This is a genomic window from Streptomyces sp. NPDC092045, assembly GCF_044756005.1.
Lineage (GTDB): Bacteria > Actinomycetota > Actinomycetes > Streptomycetales > Streptomycetaceae > Streptomyces.
Genome location: NZ_JBIVSC010000025.1, coordinates 28,849 through 54,295 on the forward strand (window position 1 = coordinate 28,849; position 25,447 = coordinate 54,295).

Annotated in this window: 30 protein-coding genes; 9 read left to right on the plus strand and 21 right to left on the minus strand. The window is 75.4% G+C overall.

Translation table 11 applies throughout. From position 1 onward, the window contains the following. The first annotated feature begins 76 nt into the window (after positions 1-76). Entirely contained in the window at positions 77-1,342 is a 1,266-nt protein-coding gene (locus ACIQKA_RS31860) for a cation:proton antiporter (protein WP_383160031.1), read from the plus strand. Positions 1,343-1,409: 67 nt separating this feature from the next. On the opposite strand, the gene ACIQKA_RS31865 is transcribed toward ACIQKA_RS31860, so the two are convergent. Continuing rightward, positions 1,410-1,559, minus strand: a complete 150-nt coding sequence (locus tag ACIQKA_RS31865; protein WP_383160033.1) for a hypothetical protein — start codon at positions 1,557-1,559, stop codon at positions 1,410-1,412. Positions 1,560-1,814: 255 nt separating this feature from the next. Here ACIQKA_RS31865 and ACIQKA_RS31870 point away from each other — a divergent pair, with 255 nt between their 5' ends. The 4 genes from ACIQKA_RS31870 to ACIQKA_RS31885 all read left to right on the plus strand — a co-directional run bounded on the left by ACIQKA_RS31870 (position 1,815) and on the right by ACIQKA_RS31885 (position 3,805). Then, on the plus strand, positions 1,815-2,222 hold the full coding sequence (locus ACIQKA_RS31870) for a VOC family protein (RefSeq protein WP_383160036.1): 408 nt from the start codon (positions 1,815-1,817) through the stop codon (positions 2,220-2,222). 52 nt (positions 2,223-2,274) lie between these two features. After that, positions 2,275-2,526 carry a hypothetical protein gene (locus ACIQKA_RS31875; protein WP_383160038.1) on the plus strand — a complete coding sequence of 84 codons (252 nt, stop codon included), beginning with the start codon at positions 2,275-2,277 and terminating at the stop codon, positions 2,524-2,526. A gap of 203 nt (positions 2,527-2,729) precedes the next feature. Beyond that, positions 2,730-2,981, plus strand: a complete 252-nt coding sequence (locus tag ACIQKA_RS31880) for a BON domain-containing protein (protein ID WP_383438463.1) — start codon at positions 2,730-2,732, stop codon at positions 2,979-2,981. Continuing rightward, a complete protein-coding gene (locus ACIQKA_RS31885; RefSeq protein ID WP_383160044.1) occupies positions 2,978-3,805 on the plus strand; it encodes a metallophosphoesterase in 828 nt (275 codons plus the stop codon). Before ACIQKA_RS31880 ends, ACIQKA_RS31885 begins: the two co-directional genes overlap by 4 nt. A gap of 84 nt (positions 3,806-3,889) precedes the next feature. Here ACIQKA_RS31885 and ACIQKA_RS31890 read toward each other — a convergent pair whose 3' ends face one another. Beyond that, entirely contained in the window at positions 3,890-4,765 is an 876-nt protein-coding gene (locus ACIQKA_RS31890; protein WP_402543082.1) for a glucose 1-dehydrogenase, read from the minus strand. Positions 4,766-5,064: 299 nt separating this feature from the next. Here ACIQKA_RS31890 and ACIQKA_RS31895 point away from each other — a divergent pair, with 299 nt between their 5' ends. Then, the gene (locus tag ACIQKA_RS31895) at positions 5,065-5,433 is read left to right on the plus strand and encodes a PRC-barrel domain-containing protein (RefSeq protein WP_383160048.1); all 369 of its coding nucleotides are present in this window, start codon (positions 5,065-5,067) and stop codon (positions 5,431-5,433) included. Positions 5,434-5,654: 221 nt separating this feature from the next. On the opposite strand, the gene ACIQKA_RS31900 is transcribed toward ACIQKA_RS31895, so the two are convergent. The 17 genes from ACIQKA_RS31900 to ACIQKA_RS31980 form a co-directional block, all read right to left on the minus strand. Next, the gene (locus ACIQKA_RS31900) at positions 5,655-5,945 is read right to left on the minus strand and encodes a WhiB family transcriptional regulator (RefSeq protein ID WP_383158342.1); all 291 of its coding nucleotides are present in this window, start codon (positions 5,943-5,945) and stop codon (positions 5,655-5,657) included. 139 nt (positions 5,946-6,084) lie between these two features. Further along, positions 6,085-7,116, minus strand: coding sequence for a saccharopine dehydrogenase NADP-binding domain-containing protein (locus tag ACIQKA_RS31905; RefSeq protein ID WP_391096792.1), 1,032 nt, complete (start codon positions 7,114-7,116; stop codon positions 6,085-6,087). Positions 7,117-7,304: 188 nt separating this feature from the next. Further along, complete coding sequence (locus tag ACIQKA_RS31910) at positions 7,305-8,426, minus strand: NUDIX domain-containing protein (protein ID WP_402543083.1); 1,122 nt, start codon at positions 8,424-8,426, stop codon at positions 7,305-7,307. A gap of 362 nt (positions 8,427-8,788) precedes the next feature. Next, positions 8,789-10,507: a PP2C family protein-serine/threonine phosphatase gene (locus tag ACIQKA_RS31915; RefSeq protein WP_402543084.1), complete on the minus strand. Its 1,719-nt coding sequence runs from the start codon at positions 10,505-10,507 to the stop codon at positions 8,789-8,791. A 251-nt stretch (positions 10,508-10,758) separates the two neighbouring features. Continuing rightward, positions 10,759-11,904 (minus strand): DUF6596 domain-containing protein, encoded by a 1,146-nt coding sequence (locus tag ACIQKA_RS31920; RefSeq protein WP_391096789.1) that lies wholly within the window; start codon positions 11,902-11,904, stop codon positions 10,759-10,761. Next, the gene (locus ACIQKA_RS31925; protein ID WP_383158329.1) at positions 11,904-12,320 is read right to left on the minus strand and encodes a YciI family protein; all 417 of its coding nucleotides are present in this window, start codon (positions 12,318-12,320) and stop codon (positions 11,904-11,906) included. The genes ACIQKA_RS31920 and ACIQKA_RS31925 overlap by 1 nt, the downstream gene beginning before the upstream one ends. 232 nt (positions 12,321-12,552) lie before the next feature. Then, complete coding sequence (locus ACIQKA_RS31930; protein WP_383158327.1) at positions 12,553-14,130, minus strand: phytoene desaturase family protein; 1,578 nt, start codon at positions 14,128-14,130, stop codon at positions 12,553-12,555. Beyond that, positions 14,127-14,591, minus strand: coding sequence for an SRPBCC family protein (locus tag ACIQKA_RS31935; RefSeq protein WP_383158324.1), 465 nt, complete (start codon positions 14,589-14,591; stop codon positions 14,127-14,129). The genes ACIQKA_RS31930 and ACIQKA_RS31935 overlap by 4 nt, the downstream gene beginning before the upstream one ends. A gap of 13 nt (positions 14,592-14,604) precedes the next feature. Beyond that, entirely contained in the window at positions 14,605-15,645 is a 1,041-nt protein-coding gene (locus tag ACIQKA_RS31940; protein WP_391096787.1) for an SDR family NAD(P)-dependent oxidoreductase, read from the minus strand. A 74-nt stretch (positions 15,646-15,719) separates the two neighbouring features. After that, positions 15,720-16,835 (minus strand): YihY/virulence factor BrkB family protein, encoded by a 1,116-nt coding sequence (locus ACIQKA_RS31945; RefSeq protein ID WP_383158320.1) that lies wholly within the window; start codon positions 16,833-16,835, stop codon positions 15,720-15,722. Positions 16,836-16,879: 44 nt separating this feature from the next. After that, entirely contained in the window at positions 16,880-17,131 is a 252-nt protein-coding gene (locus ACIQKA_RS31950; protein WP_383441972.1) for a hypothetical protein, read from the minus strand. A gap of 124 nt (positions 17,132-17,255) precedes the next feature. Continuing rightward, the gene (locus ACIQKA_RS31955; RefSeq protein ID WP_402543093.1) at positions 17,256-17,861 is read right to left on the minus strand and encodes a maleylpyruvate isomerase family mycothiol-dependent enzyme; all 606 of its coding nucleotides are present in this window, start codon (positions 17,859-17,861) and stop codon (positions 17,256-17,258) included. A gap of 132 nt (positions 17,862-17,993) precedes the next feature. Next, positions 17,994-18,407: a hypothetical protein gene (locus tag ACIQKA_RS31960; RefSeq protein ID WP_383158315.1), complete on the minus strand. Its 414-nt coding sequence runs from the start codon at positions 18,405-18,407 to the stop codon at positions 17,994-17,996. Between the two features lie 112 nt (positions 18,408-18,519). Beyond that, positions 18,520-19,047: an NUDIX hydrolase family protein gene (locus tag ACIQKA_RS31965; protein WP_383158347.1), complete on the minus strand. Its 528-nt coding sequence runs from the start codon at positions 19,045-19,047 to the stop codon at positions 18,520-18,522. A gap of 95 nt (positions 19,048-19,142) precedes the next feature. Next, a complete protein-coding gene (locus ACIQKA_RS31970; RefSeq protein WP_391096786.1) occupies positions 19,143-19,715 on the minus strand; it encodes a DUF2267 domain-containing protein in 573 nt (190 codons plus the stop codon). Between the two features lie 128 nt (positions 19,716-19,843). Next, positions 19,844-20,242, minus strand: a complete 399-nt coding sequence (locus ACIQKA_RS31975; protein WP_402543094.1) for a DUF2267 domain-containing protein — start codon at positions 20,240-20,242, stop codon at positions 19,844-19,846. 277 nt (positions 20,243-20,519) lie between these two features. Continuing rightward, complete coding sequence (locus ACIQKA_RS31980; RefSeq protein ID WP_383429730.1) at positions 20,520-20,954, minus strand: Hsp20/alpha crystallin family protein; 435 nt, start codon at positions 20,952-20,954, stop codon at positions 20,520-20,522. 131 nt (positions 20,955-21,085) lie between these two features. On the opposite strand from ACIQKA_RS31980, the gene ACIQKA_RS31985 reads away from it, so the two are divergent. From ACIQKA_RS31985 to ACIQKA_RS31995, 3 genes are all read left to right on the plus strand, one after another. Then, positions 21,086-21,793, plus strand: a complete 708-nt coding sequence (locus ACIQKA_RS31985) for a type III effector protein (RefSeq protein ID WP_402543085.1) — start codon at positions 21,086-21,088, stop codon at positions 21,791-21,793. Positions 21,794-21,875: 82 nt separating this feature from the next. Continuing rightward, positions 21,876-22,472: a helix-turn-helix domain-containing protein gene (locus ACIQKA_RS31990; protein WP_383429726.1), complete on the plus strand. Its 597-nt coding sequence runs from the start codon at positions 21,876-21,878 to the stop codon at positions 22,470-22,472. Positions 22,473-22,579: 107 nt separating this feature from the next. Continuing rightward, complete coding sequence (locus ACIQKA_RS31995) at positions 22,580-23,575, plus strand: class I SAM-dependent methyltransferase (RefSeq protein ID WP_402543086.1); 996 nt, start codon at positions 22,580-22,582, stop codon at positions 23,573-23,575. Between the two features lie 339 nt (positions 23,576-23,914). Here ACIQKA_RS31995 and ACIQKA_RS32000 read toward each other — a convergent pair whose 3' ends face one another. Then, positions 23,915-24,826 (minus strand): NAD-dependent protein deacetylase, encoded by a 912-nt coding sequence (locus tag ACIQKA_RS32000; protein WP_383441979.1) that lies wholly within the window; start codon positions 24,824-24,826, stop codon positions 23,915-23,917. Positions 24,827-24,846: 20 nt separating this feature from the next. After that, positions 24,847-25,350: a VOC family protein gene (locus ACIQKA_RS32005; protein ID WP_383158299.1), complete on the minus strand. Its 504-nt coding sequence runs from the start codon at positions 25,348-25,350 to the stop codon at positions 24,847-24,849. Positions 25,351-25,447 lie beyond the last annotated feature (97 nt).

Genomic DNA, 25,447 nt, shown 5'->3' on the forward strand with positions numbered 1-25,447 from the left:
GGGGCACCGCCACCGGCACCACCGTCACCGCCCACACCACCGTCACCGCCGCCGCCATGGAAACGGAGCCCCGCCCGTGAGCCCCGCAGATCTCGTGTTCACGGCCCTGGGCCTCGGAGCCCTGGCGGCGGCCGTGCTGCCCAGACTCGTACGGCGCATGCCGTTCTCGATGCCCATGGTGTTCCTGGCGGTCGGGGCCCTGACCGGGCTGCTGCCCCTCCCGATGCCCGAACTCGACCCCGTGGCGGACCGGGCCTGGGTGGAGCACGTCACCGAGATCTGCGTGATCGTCTCCCTCATGGGCGCCGGACTCGCGCTGAACCGGCGCTTCGGACTGCGCTCCTGGGCCGGACCGTGGCGGCTCCTCGGCATCACCCTGCCGCTGACCGTCCTCGCGACCACCGCGCTCACCTGGTGGCTCTTCGACTGGCCCGTGGCCACCGCGCTCCTCGTGGGAGCCCTCCTCGCGCCGACCGACCCGGTGCTGGCCGCGGAGGTGCGGGTGGGGGAGCCGACCGACGAGGACGACGACGAGGACGAGGTCCGCTTCACGCTCACGGCCGAGGCCGGCCTCAACGACGGACTGGCCTTCCCCTTCGTCCTCGCCGCCGTCGCGCTCGCCGGGGCCGGCGGGGTCTGGGCGGAGGCCGACTGGGGGAGCTGGTTCGGCGTCGACCTGGTGGCCAAGGCGGTGATCGCCGTCGTGATCGGGATCGTCCTCGGACGGCTGCTCGGATGGATGTTCTTCCGGGCCGAGGCCGAGTCGCTCAGGCTGTCCGAGCACATGGAGGGCTTCGTCGCGCTCGCCGCCACCTTCCTCGCGTACGGACTCACCGAACTCGCCCACGGCTACGGCTTCGTGGCCGTCTTCGTCACCGCCTGCGCCATCCGGGCCGCCGAGCGCGGCCACGGCTACCACAAGGTGCTGCACGGCTTCACCGAGCAGATCGAACGCCTCCTGACGGCGGCGCTGCTCTTCCTCCTCGGTCACTACCTCGTCGCCACCGGCCTCGCATCGCTGACCTGGCCGATGGTGGTGCTCGCGCTGGCCCTGATCGTGGTCGTCCGCCCGGTGACGGGCTGGATCGCCCAGCTCGGCTTCGTCACCGGCCCCCGGGAACGCGTCGTCACCGCCGCCTTCGGACTGCGCGGCATCGGTTCCCTCTTCTACCTCGCCTACGCGCTCGGCCACCACGGATTCGAGGAAAGGGCCCACGAGTTGTGGGTCCTGACCGCCACCACGGTGGCCCTCTCCGTCCTGCTCCACGGGATGAGCGCGACCCCGGTCATCCGCCGGCTCGACCGGCTGCGCGAGGTCCGCCCGTCCGACGCGCCGCCGTGAGCCTCCCCGCGGACATGACCGTGGGCCCGGCATCGGCCGGGCCCACGACAACCGCCGGAACGGGCCGTCAGCGACGGCCGCCCCGCAGTCTGCCGAGGAAGCGGCGCGCCCGGGCCCGGTTCCGGGGGTCGGCGGCGGCGCGCCGTACCGACGCGATCGTCCGCCGTCCCTGAGGGCTGCGGCCGAAGCGCTTGATGCGGTTCAACAGTGCGGACATGGAACCTCCTGTACTCGTGACGCGTACGTCGTTCGAGCGCGTCGACCGCGAGGAGCCCGGCGGAAGGGCGCCGGGCGGCGGGGACGCCACGGACTCCGTGTACCCCCGATGCGCCCGGACACGCGACGGCCCGTCAGCTCCGCGCACTCCAAAGGGACTTGGCGGCCGGCGCCTCGCCGGGCACCGCACCGGAGCGCGGTCGGCCGACGCCGACTCCCCCTGCCTGAAAGGCCTTTGGCGGGGCACACGCACCCCATGACCGTTTCCAAGACCGGCGTCCTCGTCCTCGACAGCACCGATCCCGAGCCCCTCGCCCGCTTCTACGCCGCCCTGCTCGACGCCACCGTCGAACCGAGCGGCGGCGACCCCGACCTGCTGCTGCTCTCCAGCGCCTCGGGCCTCGTCCTGGGCATCCGCCGCGACCCCGGCCAGGCACCGCCGAGCTGGCCCCGCCCGGACGACTCCCAGCAGGCCCACCTGCTCATCCTCGTGGCGCCCGACGCGCTCGACGAGGCCGAGCGGGAAGCCGTCTCCCTGGGCGCGCGCCCCGTCTCCGCCGACCAGAACGGCACCCGCCTCGACCGGCGCACCGACACGCGCCGCTACACGGACCCGGCCGGCCACGCCTTCGTGCTCGCCCCCACCGGCGGTGTTTCCGCCTGACGCCCGGGGGCAGCCGCCCACGTGCCCGCCCGCACGACAGAGGAGGACGACCATGAGCCACCACGAGCGCCGCCGCACCCTGCCCGCGGACGCCCCGCCGCGCACCACGCCCTCGGAGGCCGTCGGCGAGAGTGGCGACGTCGAGGCGCGCCGGGAGGCCGAGAAGGCCACCCGGGACGGCCGGGGCGGGTCCCCGGAGGACGAGGACGGCATGAACGCCAAGCGCCAGTCCCCGGGCCTGGGCCGCGAGGAGCAGCGCCGCCCGCACGGGCGCAGGGGCGAGGCCGGGACCGAGGAGGGGTAGCCCGCCGGGACTCCACCCGCCAGGGCTTCCGGACACCGCGCGGACGGCCGCGCGCCCCGGCTCCTCCCGCCCGCGCCGCGCGACAGGGGAGGAATGGTACGTACGGGACGGGGGAGACGCGACGGTGGAGGACGGCCGCCCCGGACGGGGCGGGTCGCCTCCGGCAACCGCACGGCGGCAGGACGACAGGACGGAGGACCGCGATGGACACCGGCGAGGACGAGTACCGGATCGCCCGGTTCAGGGAGCGGCTCGCACGCGACGACACGGCCGAACTGGGGGTGCGCATCGAGACGCGCGGCACCGCCGTGCTCCTGACGGGCACCGTGCCGACGGCGGAGCACCGGGAGGAGATCCTCCGGCTCGCCGGGACGGAACTGGCCGGCCTTCCCGTCCGCGCGGACCTCGTGGTCGTCGGCGTCGATCCCCCCGAGCGACCGGAGGAGCTGCTGTGACCGCACCGGAACGACAGGAGGACGGGGCCGTCGTCCGGGTGGCGGCCGTCGGCGACATCCATCTGAGCCCGGACTGCCGGGGCCTGCTGCGCCCCTCCTTCGAGACCCTCCCGCTCTGCGCGGACGTCCTCCTCCTGGCGGGGGACCTCACCCGGCACGGAACGGTCTCCGAGGCGGAGGTGGTCGCGGACGAGGTGCGCGACCTCGGCGTCCCCGTGGTGGCCGTCCTCGGCAACCACGACTACCACTCCGACCGGGAGGCGGACATCGCGCGCGTCCTCACCGACGCGGGGGTCACCGTCCTGGAGGGCGACCGGACGGTCCTGCCGGTGGAGGGCGGCCGGCTCGGCATCGCCGGTACGAAGGGCTTCTGCGGCGGCTTCGCGGGCCGCAGCGCCGGGGAGTTCGGCGAACGCGAGATGAAGGACTTCGTCCGCACCACGCGCCGCGCCGCCGAGGGGCTCCACGAGGCCCTGTCCGGCCTGGCCGACTGCGAGGCGCGGATCGCCCTCACCCACTTCTCCCCGGTCCCCGACACGCTCGCGGGCGAGCCGGTCGAGATCTACCCCTTCCTGGGCAGCTACCTCCTGGCCGAGGCGATCGACGGGGCGGGCGCCGACCTCGCGGTGCACGGCCACGCCCACCTGGGCACCGAGCACGGCATGACGGCGGGCGGGGTGCGCGTCCGCAACGTCGCCCAGCCCGTCATCGGCAAGGCGTTCGCCCTCTACCACCTGCCCCTCGCCCGGACGCCGGAGCACTCCGGGGCCGGGGAGGCGCCCGGGAGGGCCGGGCGGCCCCCGGCGGCCGGCGCCCCCATGTGACACGCCGGCCACCGCCCCGTACGACGAGGGAGCCGCACGACCCGGAGGTCGTGCGGCTCCCTCGTCACGGTCTCCGGGGCGGCCTCACGGCAGGGGCGTGCCGCCGGTGGCGTTGACGATCTCCCCGGTGATGTAGCTCGCCCCGGGCGAGGCGAGGAAGACGTACGCGGGCGCCATCTCCGCCGGCTGGGCGGGGCGCCCCAGGGGCGACTGCTTGCCGAAGTCCTCCACGTCCGGCATCGTCGCGGGGATCAGCGGGGTCCACACGGGCCCGGGGGCGACCCCGTTGACGCGGATGCCGCGCTCGGCGAGCAGCTGCGCCATGCTGTGGGTGAAGGAGACGATCGCGGCCTTCGTCATCGCGTAGTCGAGGAGCGGCGGGCTCGGTTGGTAGCCCTGCACCGAGGTGGTGTTGATGACGGACCCGCCGCGCGGCATGTGGGGGAGGACCGCGCGGGAGAGCCAGAACATCCCGTACAGGTTGGTCTTCATCACCCGGTCGAACTGCTCCGTGGTGATGGCCTCGATCCCGTCGGGCTGGGCCATCTGGTAGGCGGCGTTGTTGACGAGGACGTCCACGCGTCCGAACTCGTCCACCGCCCGGTCGATCAGGGCCGTGCACTGCTCCTCGTCGCGGACGTCGCACTCGACGGGCACCGCCCTGCGGCCCGCCCCGCGGATCAGCCGGGCCGTCTCGGCCGCCTCGTCCGCCTCCTCGGGGAGGTGGGTGAAGACGATGTCCGCGCCCTCGCGGGCGAACGCCAGGCACACGGCCCTGCCGATCCCGGAGTCGCCGCCGGTGACGACCGCCGCCCGGTCGGGGAGCAGGCCGTGCCCCTGATAGGAGTCCTCCCCGTGGTCGGGCCGGGGGTCCATCCGCTCGGTCGACCCGGGGTGCTCCTGCTGCTGGTCGGGGAACGGGGGGACGGGGTGGTGCGGGGTGTTCTCGGTGGTGTCCATGGGGTTCGGCTACCCGGACGCCCGCCCCGCATCCCGCCTTTTCGCAGGACAGGAGCCATCCGGCGGTCTCCTCGGGGGACGCTGCCTTCTCGGCGGACGCGGCAGGCGTGACGAACGCGGCGGGCGTGGCGGCACGGCGGGCGTGACGAACGCGGCGGATCGGCGGGCGCGAATGGGTCGCGTGGGCCGGGGCAGGCGGATTCCGGGCGGAGAACACGCTCCGCCACGCACGGCGCACGCAGACGGAGGGACGGCGGACACCGACGACCGTCCTTCCCCGACCCGAGGAGTGGGGACGCATGACCGAGCACGCGTGGAGTTACAGGTCGACCGCGGGGCACCTGGCCGGCGCCGACCTGACCGGCTACAAGGTCGAGGCGACCGACGGCGGCATCGGCAAGGTGGACAAGCACTCCGACGAGGTCGACGACTCCTACCTGGTCGTGGACACCGGAGTCTGGATCTTCGGCAAGGAGGTCCTCCTGCCGGCGAGCACCGTGACCCGGATCGATCCGGAGGAGCGGAAGATCTTCGTGGACCGCACCAAGGAGCAGATCAAGGACGCCCCGGAGTTCTACCGCGACCAGCACCTCGACGACCCGGCCTACCGCGACCAGCTGGGCATCTACTACGGCCCGGGCGGACCTTTCGGCGGCCGCGTCGTCTGACGCGCCGGAGGGAAGGAACGAGGGGCGGGGCCCCCCCCACCCGGTGGGGGCCGCCCCCCCGTGCAGGCCGGCGCCCCCCCCGCCCGGGGGGCACCTGGGGGCGCCGGGTGCGCCGCCGGGGGGGGGGGGGGGCCCGGGGGGGGGGCCCCCCCCCCCGGGGGGGGCCCCCGCCCCTCGTTCCTTCCCGGCCCCCACCCCACCGGAGGGGCACCGGAAGGTTCCTACGCGGCGGCCGCGGTACGGAGGCGGAGGGCCGCCTCGCGCTCCTGCTCCGTCAACCCGCCCCAGACCCCGTAGGGCTCCGCCACGCTGAGGGCGTGCTCCAGGCAGCGGGCGCGCACGGGACACGTCGCGCAGACGGCCTTGGCCGCCTCCTCGCGCGCCGCCCGGTCCTGCCCCCGTTCGCCCTCGGGGTGGAAGAACACCTCGGTGCCCACGCCACGGCACGCCGCCGCCGTCTGCCAGTTCCACTGGTGCTCCGCCCGCCCGGGCAGATGCGACACCTTGGCCATCCCGGTCGTCCTCCTCGAATCAGTTCGTGAATGCCTCCAATGTCGCGTCTGGCCGCAAAGGCCACCTCGAAACGCCCGGGTTCGGAAAACACGTCGCCGTGTCCCTGCGGCGGTCCTCCCCGGCGCGGAAGTCCGCGCGTCACCGGGGCAGTTCGAACGAGACGTGCGGGGAGAGGGCGCGCAGGAAGGCGGGCGCGTCGAAGGCCGCGCCGGCGGAGGCGACGCCGACCGTCGCGGTCCGGCCCGAGAGGACGCGGTCCAGCGCCTCCACGGCGAGCGGCGCGCTGACGGCGTAGATGTCCCGGCCGCGCGCCACGGCCCGCCGCTCCTCCCCGCCGGAGCGCACGAGGACGTCGACGAGGAACGTCTGGTCGGACCGCCCGTGCGCGTCGACCGCGGCCGGCGCCGGGGTGTCGGGGGCGGCCAGGTCCCGGGCCGCCTCGACCGTCATGTAGGTGCGGACCTCGGGAACGGCCAGGTGGCTGGGGACGGTGACGACGTCGGCCATGGTGAACTCCCCGATCACGGACCGCACCCCCAGCGGTTCGGGAAAGCTCCACTCCAGGGCCTGCGGGGCGTCGTCGCGGTACTCCAGCCGCCCACCGCCGAACACCACGCGCCGCCCGTCCCTGCGCTCCCGGGAGACCGCGCCCGCCGTGCGGGTCCCCGGGGTGGGGTGCCAGCCGCTCAGCCCGTACGCGACGTGCGCCTCGTCGGCCTCCGTCCAGTCGCCCATCGCCGCCGTGACCAGCAGGTCGCCGAGGCCGCCGAAGAACGCCGCCGCGGGGACCACGAGGGTGCCCGCCGCGGCGGCGCGCTCCGCGTACCGCGCGAACGTGTCGAGGTTGGCCTCGATCTCCGCCGCCACGTCCACGTACGGGATCCCGGCCCGGAGCGCCGCCTCGATCACCGGCCCCGCGGTCGTGGCGAAGGGGCCGGCGCAGTTGACCACGGCGCTCGCGCCGGCCAGCGCGCGGTCCAGCGAGGCCGGGTCGTCGACCGTGGCCGTCCGCGCGTCCAGTCCCGGCCGGGTGTCCGCGTACGCCCGCAGCTTGTTCTCGTCGCGCCCGGCCAGGACCGGGACGAACCCCCGCTCCAGGAGCTCCGCCACCACGAACCGCCCGGTGTGCCCGTACGCCCCGAAGACCGTCACGACCCGCCCCGCACCCATCACGTCTCTTCTCCCGCCGCCTTGATTGTTCAACTGTGAACAATCTTGGCGGGGGCGGGCGGTCGGCACCAGAACCGGAAGTGCCGTCCCCCGCACACTTTCGGACAGGGGTGCCGGACACGCCCTAGGGCGTGTGTCGAAAGTCCCGCCTGCCCTCCGGGCAGACGGCGCCACTTTCGACACACGCCCTAGAAGGCGACGGGACCGGTGAGCTCGGTGAGGGGACGGCGGTCGGCCCGGGGGACGCCGAGGAGATCGCGGGCCCGGTGGACGGCCGCGAGCTGCGCGGCCCCGTGCGGGCCCCAGTCGGAGAGCTCCAGCACCTGCTCGGGGGTGGCCAGCGCCCGGACGGGGGCGCGATCGGCGGCCGGACCGCCGGGCGGCGGGCCGACGCGGGTGAGGACGGCGGCGTGGCGGACGAGCGCGTACGGGCCGTCCGGACAGCCCGGCCCCTCCGGGCCGTTCGGGCCGACGAGGTGTCCGAGGTACAGGGGGCGGGCGGCCGTGGCCGCGGCCTCCCCGTCCGCCTCGCGGACCAGGGCGGCCCAGGGGTCGCCGCGGTCCGCCGGGCCGGGCGCGCCGCCGGGCAGGCGGACCGCGCCGGTGCCGGGGTCGAGGAGGACGAGGACCCGCCCGTCCGGGGCGAACAGCCAGCCACGCGACTGGCGCACCGGAAGACCGTCCGGGACCGGGGCGGGGTCGAAGGGGTGGTGGCGGGGGACCCGGGCGGTGCGCAGGGCGCCGACCCGGTCGAGGACGCCGGGCGCGATCGGGACGCCGTTCTCCAGGAGCGCGGGTCCGGCCCCCTCGACGCGGGCGCGCAGCGCGGACAGGACGCGGCGGGCGTCGCCCGGGATCATCAGACCGGGCAGGTCGGCGGGTTCGACGAACTCCACGGCCTCGACCTCGTGCCCGGGCAGCCGGATCGAGGCGATCCGCTCCCCGTCCCAGACGCCCCCGTCGTAGACGTGCAGGATCTCGCCGGGGAACCGCATCACCCCGGGAGCGCCGAAGCTCTCGGCGGAGACCCAGTCGACGGCGAGGCCCCGGTCGACGACCGCCGTGACGCCGAGCTCCTCCCACAGCTCCCGGGCGGCGGCGCGGGCGGGGGACTCGCCCTTGTCGACGGCCCCGCCCGGCAGGAGGCACGAGGGGCGGTAGTCGACGCGCTGGACCAGGACCCGCCCGCGCGCGTCGGTGATCAGCACGGACGTACCGGCCCACAGGGCGGCGGACGCGCGCAGGGCCCCGTACTCCTCGTCGGTCATCGACGTGCCGGGAGACTCGTCGGGGGCGGAAGGCGTCGTCATCTCTCTCCGATCGGTGCGGCGCCCCGGCGGGGCGGCGAAGAAGGGTGCCGTGGCGCGGGCGGTGGGGTGGGGTGATCGCGCCGCGAACATCGTCTCGTTCCCCGGTGGTCCGACGGCCACACACCCGCCCCGGTCCGCTCAACGGACGGGGGGAGCGGAGCGTCACGCCCCCTGCGGAGGAGCGGACCGCACGACCGTTCACCCCCCGTGCCGCCGACCGACCGGCACGACCGCCCCGCCCGCGCCCCGGTGCACCACCCCGCCCGCACCCCGGTCGACCGGCGCACCCGCCCCGGTCCGCCCGTCGTCGCGGCGCACCTCGTACGACAGCGGCGGTCGTGCCGACCGCCCGTCGGGTGCGTTCAGTCCACCCGGATCCCCAGGACGCACGCGTCGTCCTCGTGGCCCGCGAGCCCGGGGTCGGCCAGCAGCGCGTCGACCACCTCCCGCGGCTCCAGGAGGGCCGAGGCCTCCAGCGCGTCCGCCAGCCGCGCGATCCCCACGGTCACGTCCTCGCCCCGGTGCTCGACCATGCCGTCGGTGTAGAGGACCAGCAGGTCGCCCGGGCGCAGCGGCGTCGACGACGTCTCGTACGCGTACCCCGGCAGCGCGCCGAGGAGCGGACCGCGCTGCTTGGCCTCCAGCGGCTCGGCGCGTCCGTCGCGCAGCAGCAGCGGCGCGGGATGACCGGCGTCGGCCCAGTGCAGGACCTTCTCCTCGTCGAGGTGGCCGGCCACCACCGTGGCCGTCTGCCCCGTCGGATCGCTGCACACCAGCTCGTTCAGCCAGGTCGTGATCTCCCCGGCGGACGCGCCCGTCTGCGCCAGGCCCGCCAGGGCGTGCCGCTGCTGGGCCATCCGCGCCACGGCCTCCAGACCGTGGCCCGACGCGTCGCCGATCGCCACGAGCACCCGGCCGTCCGGCAGCAGCCGGCACTTGTACCAGTCACCGCCCACCGCCGCGTCCGGCTCGGCCGGCCGGTAGGAGGCCGCCACCGTGAGGCCGACCGCCGCGAGCGCCTCGGAATGCGTCGGCAGGATCGCCTCGCGCAGCGTGTCCGCGATCCTCCGCTCCGCCTCCGTCTGCCGCCGCAGCCGGTCCGTCTCCCGCTCCGTCTCGGCCAGCCTCCGCCGGCTGCGGATCTGCGGCGTGAGGTCGCGGGCCACCAGGTTGAGGGCCCACGCCCTGCCGTCCGTCCCGGTGGCCGGCCGGCCCAGCAGGTCGAGCGTGCGGACCTCGCCGAGCACCACGAAGCGGATCCGGGTCCAGGCGGGCTCCTCGCCCGCGAGGACCGACGTGAGGAACTCGGCGAACGCCGTCAGGTCGTCCGGCAGCAGCGCGTCGCACAGCTGGTCGAGCGACCACGGCATCCGCACGTCGGCGTGGAGGATCCGGCTGAGCCCCTCCGACCAGGTCACCTTCCCGGAGAGCAGGTCCCAGTTCCCCCACCCCATCGAGGCGATGAACTGCGCGTCGATGGTCATCAGCTCGGCCGGGCTCTGCAGGGGCCGCCAGGTCACGAGGAGCTGCTCGCCGCACCGGGCGGCGGTGTACAGCAGCGGGGTCCGGTGGATCCGGCCGAGCCGCTGCTCCGTGTAGTCCACCACCTGGCCGTTCAGGGGCCGGCCGGTGCTCACCACGTCCGTCAGGGCGGCCAGCAGACCGGAGTCCGCCGCGCCCGGCCGCGCCTCCAGGAAACGCTGTCCGACCTGGTGGTCCGGCTCTTCCAGCCAGTCCGCCGACCGGACGCGGTTGCCGGCGACGATCCGGAAGTCCGGAATGCCGCCCGACTCGTTCCACAGCGGTTCGAGCAGCACGGCCGAGGCCGGGATCGCGGTGAGTATCGAACAGGCCCCGTGGGTCCCCGGCTCGTGGTTGCCGCACAGGCACGGCGAGGCCTCGCCCGTCTCCGCCGAGGGCGGCAGCACCGCGAGGGACCGCACCGGCGACGCCCGCTCGGTGCCGGCCGGAGCCCCCAGGGGGCGCTCCGTGCTCCGGCGCACCGCGGCGCGCAGGGAGGCGACCTCCCGGCCGATCATGTCCTTGAGGGCATCGACGCTGTCGGGCAGGGGAAAGCTCATCGTCCGCCTCCGCGAACCGCACGACGTGCCGCTCGCCGCCGAGCCCCGGCGGCGCCTCCTTCGGCTCCGCCGGCCGCTCGCCCGACGGCGACCCGCACGGCCGCCAGGGCCCCGGCCGCCACGGGGGCGGCTGCCCGACCCCGGCCGATTCATGCACGGAGGCGGACCGGGCCGGACCGGGCGGACCGGGCGGACCGGCGGGACCGCGACGGCTCCGGTCCCGGCAGCCCCCGCGGTCCCCGGCAGCCCCCTCAGAGGCTCCGGCCCGCGTTGAGCCGGGCCGCCCGGCGCGTCAGGTGGTCCCGCTCCGCGAGGTTGGGCGCCTTGCGGGCCGCCTCCGCGTACAGCCGCGCCGCCGTCGCCGTGTCACCGGCCCGCTCGTGGAGGTACGCCGCCACCGCCGCGTACCGGGGCAGCGAACCGTCCAGGGCCGCGAGCGCCGCGAGACCGGCCCGGGGCCCGTCCGCCTCGCCGACGGCCACCGCCCGGTTGAGCCGGACGACCGGGCTGTCCGTCAGGCGCGCGAGCTCGTCGTACCACTCGACGATCTGCACCCAGTCCGTCTCCTCGGCGGTGGGCGCGTCGGCGTGCAGCGCCGCGACGGCGGCCTGGGCCTGGAACTCGCCCGGCCGGTCGCGGGCGAGGGCCGCCTGCAGGATCCCGACGCCCTCGGCGATCGCCCCCGTGTCCCACCGGCTCCGGTCCTGCTCGGCGAGCGGCACCAGACCGCCGTCGGGCGCGGTCCGCGCCGCGCGCCGGGCGTGGTGGAGCAGCATGAGGGCGAGCAGTCCCGCCACCTCGGGGTGGTCGATCACGGCCGCGAGCTGCCGGGTGAGCCGGACGGCCTCGGCGGCGAGGTCGACGTCGCCCGAGTACCCCTCGTTGAAGACCAGGTAGAGGACGCGCAGCACGGTGGCCACGTCGCCGGGCCGGTCGAGGCGCACGCCGGAGACCGTCCGCTTGGCCCGGCTGATGCGCTGCGCCATGGTCGCCTCGGGCACCAGGTAGGCCTCGGCGATCTGCCGGGTGGTCAGCCCGCCCACGGCGCGCAGCGTGAGCGCGACCGCGGACGACGGCGTCAGCGACGGGTGGGCGCACAGGAAGTAGAGCCGGAGCGTGTCGTCCACCGAGGGCACGGGCCCCGGAGCCGGCTCCTCGTCGACGAGGTCCTCGCGCCGGCGACGGGCGGTGTCCGCCCGGGCCGCGTCGAGGAACCGGCGCCAGGCCACGGTGACCAGCCAGCCCTTCGGATCCCTCGGCGGGTCCGCCGGCCAGACGCGGACCGCCTCGACCAGCGCCTCCTGCACGGCGTCCTCGGCCGCCGCGAAGTCGGCTCCGCGGCGGACGAGGATCCCGAGGACGCCCGGCACGAGGCCCCTGAGCAGGGCTTCGTCCATCAGTGGCACCACTCCGTGGCGGTGGGCGGCGCGGTCAGGAAGGGGCGGACCTCAAGCCATTCGTGGATCGGCTTCCCGCCGGCCCCGGGGGCGGCCGACAGTTCGCCCGCCAGCTCGACGGCGCGCTCGTGGCCGTCGACGTCGATCACCATCCAGCCGGCGATCAGGTCCTTGGTCTCGGCGAAGGGGCCGTCGGTGACCGGCGGGCGGCCCTCGCCGTCGTAGCGGACCCACGCCCCCTCGGGGGCGAGCGCCTGACCGTCGACGAACTCGCCGCTCTCCCGCAGCCGGGCCGCGAAGTCGTTCATGTACCGCATGTGCGCCGAGATCTCCTCCGGCGTCCACCGCTCCATGGGCACGTCGTTGACGGCGGCCGGAGCGCCCCGGTAGTGCTTCAGCAGCAGGTACTTGGCCATGGTGTCTCTCCTCGGAGGGGGTGCGGCCCATTGTGGTCGCGTTCACCCCCGGGACGGAGCGGGGCGCGGGTTCTCGACATCGCCGGCCGAATTTTTCCGCCTTTTCCACGAGCCCTCGCCACGAGCCCTTTCTGCGAGCCCCTCCACGGGACCTTTCCACACGCCCTTTCCCCGGGCCCACGAGAGGGGGCGGCCCCCGTCCGGGGCCGCCCCTCCGGCGGCGGCGGGGCCTTTACCGGCGCCGGGGGAGGTGCGGGCCCCTGAGCGCGGCGCGGGCCGCGTTGGCGCCGGGGGCACCGTGGACGCCGCCGCCGGGGTGCGCCGTCGCGGAGGCGAGGTAGAGGCCCCGGACCGGCGTGCGCGGCCGTCCGGTGCCCGGCACGGGACGGAAGACCAGCTGCTGGTGCATGTTGGTGGTGCCCTGGTTGATGGCTCCGCCCACCAGGGACGGGTTCAGCCGTTCCAGATCGGGCGGCGCCAGGATCCGCCGGGCGCGGACGGCGGCGCGGAACCCGGGCGCCAGGCGCTCGATGCCCGCCTCGACGCGGTCCGCGATCGCCTCCTTCTCCCGCTCGTCCCAGCGCCCGCTGATGCCGTCCTCCCCGGCGTCGGACCGGATGTGCTGGGGGACGTGCGTGTAGCCCCACGCCGATTCCGTACCGGCGGGGGAGCGGCTCGGGTCCGCCGTGGTCATCTGCCCGAGCACGGTGAACGGCACCTCGGGCACCTGCCGCATGGCGAGCTGCCCGGCGAAGCGGGTGAGCGCGTCGACGCCTTCGGCGACGTGGACGGTCCCGGCGCGGCGCGCGCCCTCGGAGGTCCAGGGGATCGGGCGGTCGAGGGCCCAGTCCACCTTCACCGTGGAGAAGTCCCACTGGAAGCGGCGCAGGTCGGCGCGGAACCGCGGCGGCAGGTGCTCCTCGCCGACGAGGCGTTCGTACAGCTGGGGTGCCGGGACGTCGGCGAGGACCGCCCGCCGCGCGGGGACCTCGGTGCCGTCGCCGGTGCGGACGGCGACCGCCCGGCCGCCCCGGACCACGATCCGCGTCACCGGGTGCCCGCAGCGCAGCTCGCCGCCCCGGTCGAGCAGCCGCGCCACGAGCGCGTCGGTGAGCCCGCCCGCTCCGCCGACGGGCACGGGGAAGCCGTGGTCCTGCCCGAGCATGCTCATGAGCCAGCCGAAACCGCCGCCGAGGGCCGACTCGGGTCCCAGGTCGGCGTGGAGCGCGTTCCCCGCGACCAGCAGCTTCCCCCCGTCGCCCGCGAAGTTCTCCTCGCCGAAGCGGCGGGCGGGCAGGAGCATGGTGCGCAGCAGGCGCAGCGCGTCGCCGGGACCGGTCCGGGCGAGGAGCCGGGCCCCCGCCCGTACCGGTGGGAACGGGGTGAACAGGCAGCCGATGAGATCGTCGGCGACACCGCGCCAGAGCCGGTGCAGCCGCTCCCAGGCCGCGCCGTCGCCGGCGGCGAACCCCTCCGTCGAGGCGGCGGTCTCGTGGACGTCACGGCTGAGGACCGCGCAGCGCCCGTCGGCGAGCGGATGGGCCAGGACGGCGGGGGCGTGGCTCCAGCGCAGCCCGTACCGGTCGAGCGCGAGGTCCCGGATCACCGGCGACGCGGCGGCGAGCGGATAGAAGGAGCTGAAGAGGTCGTGGACGTAGTCGGGGTGGACGCCCCGGTCGCTGCGCACGGCCCCGCCCGGTTCGTCCCGGGCCTCCAGGACGACGACGTGCCATCCGGCGTCGGCGAGGAGGTTGGCCGCCACCAGGCCGTTGGGCCCGGCGCCGATGACCACCGCGTCGGGCGCCGTCACGACCGGGCCCCCCGCTCCCGGCCGGCTTCCCGTCCCCGGGCGACGGCGACCTTCTCCAGGCGCGCCAGCATGCTGCGGTGCCGCCAGCGCGTCAGCACGTCCACGGCGGTGTTGTGCCAGCGCGCCGCGGGCCCCCGCAGGGGGTGTTCGTCGACGATGACGAGCGTGTCGTCGCCCCACGGCATCAGACGGAAGGCGATGCGGGCGGTGCCCAGGTCGGTCTTCGCCTCCAGTTCGAGACGACGGCCCGGCTCGCAGATCCGGGAGGTGGTGTGGCCCCGGTACGACTTCGGCCCGATCTTCAGCACGTACCCCAGCTCCGCCCCCGGGGCGGGCCACTGCCCGTCCTCCTCCCACGTGTCGTGGGTGCCGACCACGAACCGCGAGTACAGCCGGCCGTCGCTCAGGACGGACCAGACGTCCTCGGGAGGGGCTTCGACGAGACGGTTCCACCGTGCCATGACTGTGATCTCCTCAGTAGGAAGGTCGGGACGGGAGTCGGGAGGGGAGGCGGGAACGGGCGCGGAGGGCGCCGACGACCGCACCGGCCCCGGCGGTCAGGACGGCCAGGCCGGCGGCCCGCCGGCCGGCCGTACGGATCCGCGCGTGCCGGCCGCCGGACACCGCCGCGGTGTCCCCGGACGGGTCGTGCAGGATGCCGGCGGTGTCCGGTGCCGTGCCCGGGGCGTCGAAGTAGACGTCCTCGGTACGCCGCCGGATCAGGCGCCGCACGAGGCCGGGCGCCAGGGCGTGGGCGGCCGGCAGGAGCCGCGCGCCCGGTCCGACGACCACGCGCCGCCGGGGGCGGACCGCCGCGCCCACGACGGCCCTCGCCACCCGCTCGGGAGTGGCGACGGCCGGCAGGGACCGCACGCGGCGGCCCGTGCGGTTGGCCGCGTGCAGGAAGAACGGGGTGTCGACGCCGGTCGGGAGGACGGTGCACACGGAGATCCCGTAGTCCCCGGAGAGCGCCAGCTCCTGGCGCAGGACCTCGTCGAGGCTGATCAGGGCGGCCTTCGAGGCCGCGTAGGGGCCCTGGTAAGGCGCTTCGACGGCGCCCCCCAGCAGGGACGAGAGGTCGACGATCACGCCCCGGCCCCGGCGGCGCATCGCGGAGAGCGCCGCCCGCATCCCGTGCAACACGCCGAGTACGTTGACCTCCCACAGCCGCCGCACGTCGTCCGGCGGCACCTGGTCGAGGCGGCCCATGACGCCGACCCCGGCCGCGTTCACCCAGACGTCGACACGGCCGAACCGGTCGAGCGCCACCTCGGCGACCCGGGCCGTCGCGACCGCGTCCGTGACGTCGGCGGGGACGGCCACCGCCTCGGCGAGGGCGTGGGCGGCCGCGCACTCCCGCGCCACCTCGTCCAGGACGTCCGCGCTGCGGGCGGTGACGACCAGGCGCGCGCCGCGCGCGGCGAACGCCCGCGCCACGGCGCGCCCGATCCCGCTCGACGCGCCCGTGACCACGACGACCGTGCCGGGCGCGAGCGCCCGCTTTCCTGTCCTCATGCGTCGCATCTGACCTGTTTCGAGGGGTTCATGCACCCGGGGTGGTCCATCGGAGCGGGACCGGGGCCGGGGCCCTACGCCCGCTTCTCCGGCGCGTCACCGGGCCGCCGCTCCCCGGCGTCCCGCTCCCGTCCGCTCTCCTCGAACCGGCGCACGTCCTCCTCGTCCCAGGCGCGCGTGTCCCGCGGCTCCGTGTACGGCTCCCGGTCCGGCGGCATCCCGCCGAGCACGGCCCGCTGCCGCACCGCCTCCGCGTCGAACTCCAGTCCCAGGAGCAGGGCGAGGTTGCTGATCCACAGCCAGACCAGGAACACGATGACGCCGGCCATCGTGCCGTACGTCTTGTTGTACGAGGCGAACTGGCTGACGTACAGCGCGAACCCGGCGGAGGCGAGCATCCAGATCAGCAGGGCCAGGAAACTGCCGGGGGTGATCCACTTCCACCCCTTGACCTTGGCGTTGGGGCTGGCCCCGTACAGCAGCGCGATCATGGCCGACACCAGCAGGACCAGGACCGGCCACTTGGCGATCGACCACACGGTCAGCGCGGTGTCCCCGATGCCGAGCGCGGTCCCGGCCTGGCGCGCCAGGGTGCCGGTGAACACCACGATCAGGGCGCTGACCACCGCGAGGACCATCAGGACGGCCGTCATCCCTACCCGTACGGGGAGGAGCTTCCACACCGGGCGGCCCTCCGGCATGTCGTACACCTGGTTGGCCGCCCTGATGAACGCCCCCACGTAGCCGGACGCCGACCAGAGGGCGAGCACCACGCCGACGACCGCCATGACCGAGCCCGTGCCGGCCTGGCCCTGGAGCTGCTCCACGGCGTTGTTCAGCATGTCGCGAGCCGGCCCGGGGGTGAGCTGCCGCAGGTTCTCCATCACCCGGTCGGTGGTCGACTTCCCGCTGATGCCGAGCAGCGACAGGAGCACCAGGACCGCGGGGAAGAGCGCCAGGATGCCGTAGTACGTGAGGGCCGCCGCGCGGTCCGTCAGCTCGTCGTCCTTGAACTCCCGCACCGAGCCCTTGAGGACCCCGAGCCAGGACCGGCCCTTCAACTGGGTCGGGGCGTCCGGCGCGCGCCGCTCGACTTCGGGCCCCGGCCCGACCTCCTCGGGCGTCGGCGTATCCCGCTCCGCGGCCTCGTCGCCGCGTTCTTCGTCTCCTGCGTGGTGAGATGTGGCCATGCCCCTGCGGGTGCCCCCGCTCGGCGGGCATAAGCCCACGTCGTTCAGGCCGCGTCGGCGCGTCCGGCGTCCGCGCCCGGCCGGTCCCCGCCGCGCGCGGACCCGCCCCGGACCGACCGGTGCCGCGCCGGGCGGCGCTCGGCGGCCGCCCGCCCGGGGGCCGTCACCAGCCGGAGGTGGCGGCGGCCGGCGTGGCGCGAGGCCTTCGGCGGAGTCGTCACCCGGTCCTCGACCCGGTCCATGAGGAACAGGAGCAGTCCCAGCAGGGGCAGCAGGAGAACGGCGATCGCAACCACGGCACTTTTCCTCCTCGTCGAACGCGTCGGCCTCGCCGAACCGCGTTTCCTCGCTCCCCGTGCGGGTGCCCGGATCCGCGTCCGACGCGCGACGGCTCGTGTGAAGGTTCTGCGACCGACGGGTTCAGCGGACGTTCGACAGCAGGGCGACGCCCGGTCCGTCCAGGTCGTCGAAGGCCGCCGTCCGGCCGCAGACGGCCAGGAGCAGCGAGAGCGCAGGCCCGGTGACCTCCGGCCCGGTGCCCATGTCGGCGTCGGCGTCGGTCGCGGAGAGACGGACGCGGGTCAGCAACTCCCTGGCCCCGCCGAACGACGCCGGGGTCCGCGCCTGCAGACGGAGCGACCGCACGACGGCCCGGGACGGATAGGCGCGGGCGAGCCCCAGGGGCCGGCGGACGTCCTCGCCGTGGACGACCTCCTCGACGAGCCGGCTGTCGAGGGGCGCCGGGGGAGTCGACCTCCGTGACGCCACCCGGCGCAGCCGCTCCAGCGTCTCCCCGGGCGTGGCACCGCGCTCCCGGGCCACGCCCAGGGCGTTCTGGCGGTCGAAGTCGAACCGCGCCCGGACGAGGCCGGCCACGAATCCCAGACGTGTCGTGCGGGCCGTGTCGACCAGATGGGCGGCCACGTCGTGCACGCTCCACCCCGCGCAGAGCGACGGCGCGTCCCACTGCTCCCCGTCGATCCGCGCGAGGTCCCCGACGAGCGCGGCGCGCTCCGCGTGCACCATCGGCCAGACGTCGTCCACCACGGTTCCTCCTCGGTCGGTCGCGGTGTTCCGACAGTGAGGACCGGGGGGACGGCGGAAACTCATCGCCCGGCACCCGCGGGCCCGCGGTCCGCACGGGGTGCCGGGTTCGGGCTAACCGGCGGCCATGTCGGGACCGGGCAGGAGCGTCTCGTCGAGGTGGTGGCCCAGCTCCCGCAGGCCGCGGGTGACGGCGATCGCCCGTCTGCGGAGTTCGGTGACCTCCGCCGGTTCCCGGGCGCCCCGTGCGGGGGCCGGGTCGGTGCCGGGGTCGGGCGGGGGCGGCGTGGCCGCGAGCACCGCGTCCCAGGCCTCGCGGGCGATGCGCTCCGCCGTGGCGTCGTCGATGCGGCGCCCGCCGTCCGGGGCGCCCCCGTCCGGCCGCTCCGGCCGCTCCGGGGAAGCGGAGGAGCCGGCGGCGCGCGGCTCCCGCTCCGGATCCGTACGGCTCAGGTGGGCCTCGATGGCCGCGCGCGCCGCACGGACGTCGGCCGACTCGGCCGGGGCCCCTTCCGGTTCTGTCGTCATGCGGGCACCGTAAGCGCGCGGGGCCGCCACCGGGCGGGCGCCACGCAGTGCGCCCGCCCCGGTTGGCCCGGACGCCGACCCGCACGGTCGCCGCTCCCGCGCGGGGCCGCTCTCAGTAGGTGTGTCCGACGTGCGCGAGGGCCTGCTTCAGGAGTGCTCCCCGGCCGCCCGGCATCTCGTCCTGCACGGTGGGGGAGGCCGCCTCCTGGGGGCTGAACCACACGAGGTCGAGGGCGTCCTGACGGGGACGGCAGTCACCGGTCACCGGCACGATGTAGGCGAGGGACACCGCGTGCTGACGGGGATCGTGGTACGGGGTGATGCCCGCCGTGGGGAAGTACTCGGCGACGGTGAAGGGCTGGAGGGAGGCGGGGACGCGGGGCAGGGCCACGGGGCCGAGGTCCTTCTCCAGATGACGCAGCAGCGCGTCGCGGACCCGCTCGTGGTGCATGACACGGCCGGACACCAGGGTGCGGCTGATCGTTCCGTCCGCGCCGATGCGCAGGAGCAGTCCGACGCTGGTGACTTCGCCGCTGTCGTCCACGCGTACGGGCACGGCCTCGACGTACAGGATGGGCATGTGGGCCCTGGCCATCTCCAGCTCGTCCGTGGACAGCCAGCCGGGCGTGGTCTCGGTCATATCAGACATCGCTTGATCATACTTACCCGGTCGCCTCCAGCGGAACGGGGCAGGAAGTCCACACCCCTCGTTCGAGTGACGTTTCCGGCGAACCCCTATGCGGCTCCCCGGCCCGCGAAGGGACGGGAGGCACGGGCCGCACGGGCCCCACCGGCCGTGTCGCCCGCGCGCCGGTGCGGGCGGAGTTCGGCCCTGCCGAAGAGAAGGGCGTAGCCGGAGGGAAGCCGGTCGACGATGCGGTCGGCGAGCTCGGGGCCGGCCAGCCGGGCGACGGGGGCGAGGACGGCGCCGACGTCCCAGCGCGTGGTGGCGGGGCTGCCGCCGGTGCGCCGGGCGAGGTCCTTGACGAACTCCCAGCCGGTGAGGGGGGTGGTGGCGGGCACCTGGGCGGTGAAGACCAGGGCGGCCTCGACGGGGAGGCGGGCCGCGAGGTCGACCCGCTCGTCACCGACGAGCTGCCGTCCGAGGGCCGCCAGTACGGACCGCACGGCCTCCTCGGCCCGCTCGCGGGTGGGGTAGGCGCCTTCGTAGCGGACCCGTTCGAGCAGGTCGGAGTAGGACGCCCCGCCGTGGGCCGGCGCGGGTCCGGCGGCGGAGGGCACGGAGGCCGTGCGGGCCACGGGGGTCACGGGGGCGGTGGAGGTCGTCGTCTCGGTGCGGAGGGTCATGGGGGTGCGTATCGCCGTTCTCTGTCGGGCCCGGCCGGTGGGGCCGGGCGGAGTGGACGGGGTTCGACAAGCTGGGGCGGATCAAGGTGGCCGATCAAGGGGGGAGGGCAGGGCGGGGCGGGCCGGGATCACCGGGAAAGGTACGGCCGGCCGAAGAGGAGGTCGTAGCCGGGCGGCAGCTGAAGGAGCATCCGTCCGGTCAGCTCCTCGCCCGTGACGTCGGCGACGACGCTGAGGACGGCGCTGACGTCCCAGGCCGCGGTCCGCTCGGTGGCCCCCTCGATCCAGGCGGCCGTCGCGCGCACGAAGCGTTCCGGCGAGAGCGGTTCGGCGGCCTGGAGGGGGTTGAGCAGGACGACGGCGAAGGTCTCCGGGAGGCGCGCGGCGAGCTCGGCCCGCACGTCGCCGACCAGATGGGCGCCGAGCAGCGCCAGTACGACGCGGGCGGCTCGCTCGGCCTCCTCGGGCGTGTCGTAGTCGCCGCGTTCCCGGACGTTGTCGAGGAACGCGTGCCATCGCGGTCTCATCACGGCCCCTTCCTTCGGGGAGGCGGAGTGACGGGGAGCGGGGGAGGGGAGACGGGCCTCCGCCCCCGCCCCGTGGACGGCCGGGGCCTGTCCGGCGGACCGGGGCCGGGCAGCCCCCGGGGGTGTCTCGCCGATCATGCCGGGCTCGCGGTGTCCGGCACCGCACCCCGCCGCGTCGTCGTCGGTCGCCGACGCTCTGCGTCGACTCCCTCCTCCGCCTCGCGACGCACGGCACCGGACACCGCTCCCCGATCCGGCCCGATCGACAGGACACGCCCTAGCCGCTGATCTGCCTGCGGTCGTCGCCGCGGCCGATGGCGATCTTGCGGGGCTTCGCGCGCTCGGCGATCGGAATCCTCAGGGTGAGGACGCCCGCCTCGTAGTCGGCCGTGATCTTCTCGGTGTCGAGCGTGTCGGCCAGTACGAGCTGCCGGGAGAAGACGCCGAGAGGCCGCTCGGACAGCTCCATCTGGACGTCCTCGGCCCTGACGACGGGCCGTCGCTCGGCCTTGACCGTCAGCATGTTCCGCTCGACGTCGATGTCGATCGCGTCCGTCGACACCCCGGGCAGATCCATGACGATCACATATGCGTCGCCCTCGCGGTAGGCGTCCATCGGGACCGCGGAAGGACGGGACCACGTGCCGGTCGTCCCCAGCATCTGCTGGGTGAGGCGGTCGAGTTCGCGGAACGGGTCGGTGCGCATCAACATCGCGAAACACCTCCAGTCGGTTCGGGCAGTGACTGCCGATGCGCGTCGGCTGACACCGTTGTAACATGTCAACGGATGGACGACAAGTCAGACGTCAACGGACGGATGACGAGCGGAGAGGATGTCATCCCATGGCAGGAGCCGACCTTCCCGTCAGCCTCCACGCGGCCCTCGCGGCGCTCGCCGCGATGGGCGAAACCGTGCGGGAGGCCGGGTCGGCGAAGGCCCCGGGCGGCCCGGGAGCCGCCGATGTCCCGGACGGCCCGGACGGCCCGGACGTCCCGGGCGCGTCGGGAGCCACCGCGCGCACCTCCTCCGAAGAGGCGCTCGCCGCGCTCCTCCTCCTGCGCGAACTGCGGGAGCGGCTCGCCGGCTGGGAGCCCGGTCTCATCGAGGCCGCGCGGGACGCGGGCGCGAGCTGGGCCGAGCTCGCCCGTCCCCTCGGGGTCACCAGCCGCCAGGCGGCCGAACGCCGCTACCTGCGGGTGCGCCCCGGCAGTCCCGGCGCCACCGGTGAGCAGCGGGTCCGGGCCACCCGCGACCGCCGCGCCGCCGACCGCACTGTCACCACCTGGGCCCGGGGCAACGCGGCCGACCTGCGCGGACTCGCCGGGCGGATCACCGCCCTCGACGCCCTCCCCGCCGCGCTCCGGCACGACCTCGGCGAAGCCCTCGCGGACAGCGACCCGGCCCTCCTCCTCGAACCCCTCGCCCGTGCCCACCGCCACCTCGGCCCCCTCCACCCGGACCTGGCCGAACGCGTCAGCACCCTCACCCACCGCGCCGCGGCCCTCCGGGAGGAGAGCGACCAGCGCCGCTCCGGCCCCCCGCAGCAGTGACGCGGATCCGGGCCGCCGTAGCGGTCGGGTCCCGGTCGACGCCGTCGGGCGGACTTTGCGGCAGGCGCATACGATGCTGCTCATGCAGCAAGACGACGAGGACCTGGACGGTCTGGTGCGCAAGCGGATCCGTGCCCTGCGGCTGGCGCAGGGCTGGTCCCTGGAGGAGCTGGCCACCCGTGCCCGGCTCAGTCAGTCGTCCCTCAGCCGCATCGAGAACGGCCGGCGCCGCCTGGCGCTCGACCAGTTGGTGATCCTCGCCCGCGCCCTGGACACCACGCTCGACCAGCTCGTGGAGACCGCCGCCGACGACGTCGTCATCAGCCCGATGATCGACGGCGCGCGCGGGCAGATGCGCTGGCCCATCAAGGGCGAGCCCGGCATGACCGTCGTGCGCCAGCGGGTGACCGACCCTCCGCCGGACAGCCCGTCCCGCATGCGCGCGCACCCGGGACGGGAATGGCTCGTCGTCCTGTCGGGCACCGCGACCCTCGTGCTGGGTCACCGCCGCTTCCGCGTCGAGACCAACCAGGCGGCGGAGTTCCCCACGATGATGCCGCACGCGATCGGCGCGGAAGGAGGGCCGTGCGAGATCCTGGGCATCTTCGACCGCGACGCCCGCCGGGGCCACCAGCGCGACGGCGGCGACCGCGACCCCCAGGTGCCGCCCGGCCGGTGAGGCGGCACGGAGCCGCGTCTTGCGCCTCGGGCAGCGGACGGGACGATTGTCTTGCGCAAACAGGATGGAGTCGTGCCGCAGGCGCATGAGCGTCCTAGCGTGGAGACATGACCCACGCACACCCCCACGACCACGCCTCCGCTCCCCACGACCACGCCTCCGCTCCCCACGGCAGCGGCCGCGCTCCCGGCCACCACGACCATGCCGCCGACCACCGCGGCACCGACCGCCATGCCGCCGGCCACCACGGCCCCGGCCACCACGGTCACTCCCACTCCCACGACGCGGACGACCAGAACGTCCAGGCCGAGATCCTCGACCTGGACGCGGAAGTCCTCGCCGAGCACATCGCCGACCTCGTCTCCTGGCTGCCCGTCCGCACGCCCCCGCGCGCGATCGTGGACCTGGGCTGCGGCACGGGGGCGGGCACCTTCGCCCTCCTCGACCGCTTCCCCGAGGCCCACGTCACCGCCGTCGACTCCTCGGCCGGACACCTCCAGCGGCTGCGGGAGAAGGCGTGCGCCCGGGGCGTGGAGGGGCGCGTCCGCACCGTGCAGGCCGACCTCGACCGGGCCGACTGGCCCGACCTCGGCACCCCGGACCTGGTGTGGGCCTCGGCCTCCCTCCACCACCTGCGCCAGCCCGACCGCGCCCTGCGCGAGGTCCACGGCCTCCTCGCCCCCGACGGCCTGCTCGCGGTGGTCGAACTGGCCGGCTTCCCCCGCTTCCTGCCCGAGGGCGCTCCGGAGGACCGGCCCGGCCTGGAGGAGCGCTGTCACGCCGCGAGCGAGCGCTTCCACGCCGAGCACGTGCCCCACCGCGGTGCCGACTGGGGACCGTTGCTCACCGGCGCCGGGTTCGCCCTCGACGGCGAACGCACGATCACGGTGAACATCGAGGCCTCCCGCGACGAGACGGTCGGCGCGTACGCCCTCGGCGGTCTGCGGCGCATCCGCCGCAGCGTCGCCGACGTCCTCCCGGCCGAGGACCTCGCCGCGCTCGACCGGCTGCTCGACACCGACGGGCCCCACAGCATCCTGTGCCGCGACGACCTCGGCGTACGGACCGAGCGCACGGTCTGGGCCGCGCGCCGCGAGGGCTGATCAGCGGTGCTGCCGTCGGCCGGCGGCGCGGTCGCTTCCAGAGGGCGACCTCCTCGCGCCGGTCGCCCTCGGCCTGCCTCGCCTCGGACGGCGCCGCGCCGTCGCCCTCGTCGGCGGGGCAGGAGGTGGACGGAGCAGGCTTCGTCGCTCTCGCCCGCGGCGGTCTTGTCGAAGCCGTCGGAGCCGGTTCGCCCGGGCCGCTCCTCAGCCCCGGGCCCGTTCCTCGCCCCGGGTCCGTTCCTCGCCCCGGGCCCGTTCCTCGCCCCGGGCCCGTTCCTCAGCCTCGGCCTCGTTCCTCGCCCCGGGCCCGTTCCTCAATCCCGGGTTCGCCCCCCGGCCCTATGTGCCGTCATGCGCCCCGTCCCCGTCGTCGACGGGGACGCCCAGGCGGGCGGCCACGGTGGTGAGGGTCGTCCCCAGGGGGAGGGCGACGCGGGCGGCCGCGTGCCGGTCGCCCCGGGTCGGATCCCGGTTGACGATCAGTACCGGCTTTCCGGCCAGGGCCGCCTGGCGGACGAACCGGAGCCCGGACATCACCGTCAGGGAGGAGCCCAGGACCAGGAGCGAGGACGCCCCGCGCACCAGCTCGCGGCAGTGCTCGACCCGCCGCGCCGGAACCGCTTCGCCGAAGAACACCACGTCCGGCTTGAGGACGCCGCCGCAGCTCGCGCAGGGCAGCACGCGGAAGTCCCCGACCTGCTCGTCCGTGAGGTCGGCGTCGCCGTCCGGGTTGATCCCGGCCGCCACCGGATCGAAGCCCGGGTTGGCCTCCTCCAGCCGCCGAGCGAGGTCGCGGCGCGGGCTGAGGGCGCCGCAGGAGAGGCAGACGACCCGGTCCAGGCTTCCGTGGAGTTCCACGACGCCCTCGCTGCCGCCGGCCTGGTGCAGACCGTCCACGTTCTGGGTGATCACGCCCGCGAGCAGGCCGTGCCGCCCGAAGGCGGCCACGGACCGGTGCCCGGCGTTGGGGCGGGCCCGGGCGAACGTGCGCCGGCCGAGGTGGCTGCGCGCCCAGTAGCGGCGCCGGGCCCGGGCGCTCGCGGTGAAGTCCTGGTAGGTCATCGGGGTGTGCCGGCTCAGGCTCCCGCCCTCGCCCCGGTAGTCGGGGATCCCCGACTCCGTGGAGAGGCCCGCCCCGCTGAGCACCAGCACGCCGCCGGCGCCCAGCGCGTCGACCACCGGCGCCGGGTCGGTGGTGCCCGGCGGCAGGTCCTCGGCGGGGATCCAGCTCAGAGTGGGGCGCATGCGCATGCCGCCAGGGTACGGAACGGTCAGACGAGACAGAACTCGTTGCCCTCCGGGTCTTGGAGGACCACCGCGTAGTAGTCCATGCCGTTCGGCCGGTCCATGGCGTACAGGACGGTGGCGCCGAGCGCCGTCAGCCGGGACACCTCGCCGTCCACCCGCTCGCGGCGCAGCGCGAGCGGGACCTCGCGGCCGCCGCCCACCTTGAGGTCGAGGTGGACGCGGTTCTTGACCGTCTTCGGCTCCGGGACGCGCTGGAACCAGACCCGCGGCCCCGTTCCCCCCGGGTCCACGATCGACTCCGGGAGTTCCCCGGCGTCCCCGCCCAGCTCCTCCTCGGGAACGCCGACGGCCTCCCAGTACGCCCGCCAGGTGGCGTGGCCCGCGGGCGGCGGATCGGGGACGTACCGCAGGGCCTCCAGCCAGAAGGGCACGAGGCGCTGGGGGTCCGCGCAGTCGATGGTCAGTTGCAGGGTCATCTCGGGGCGCTCGGAACGCCCGGAGGGCTCCGGCGGTGCGGTTCGGTCCATGGCACGAGCTTCCCAGACACCACCGACAGCCGACCGTTTCACGCCAACAGGCCAGATGTGGACCACTGTTCGACGATCCCTACCCGTCGGTCACTTC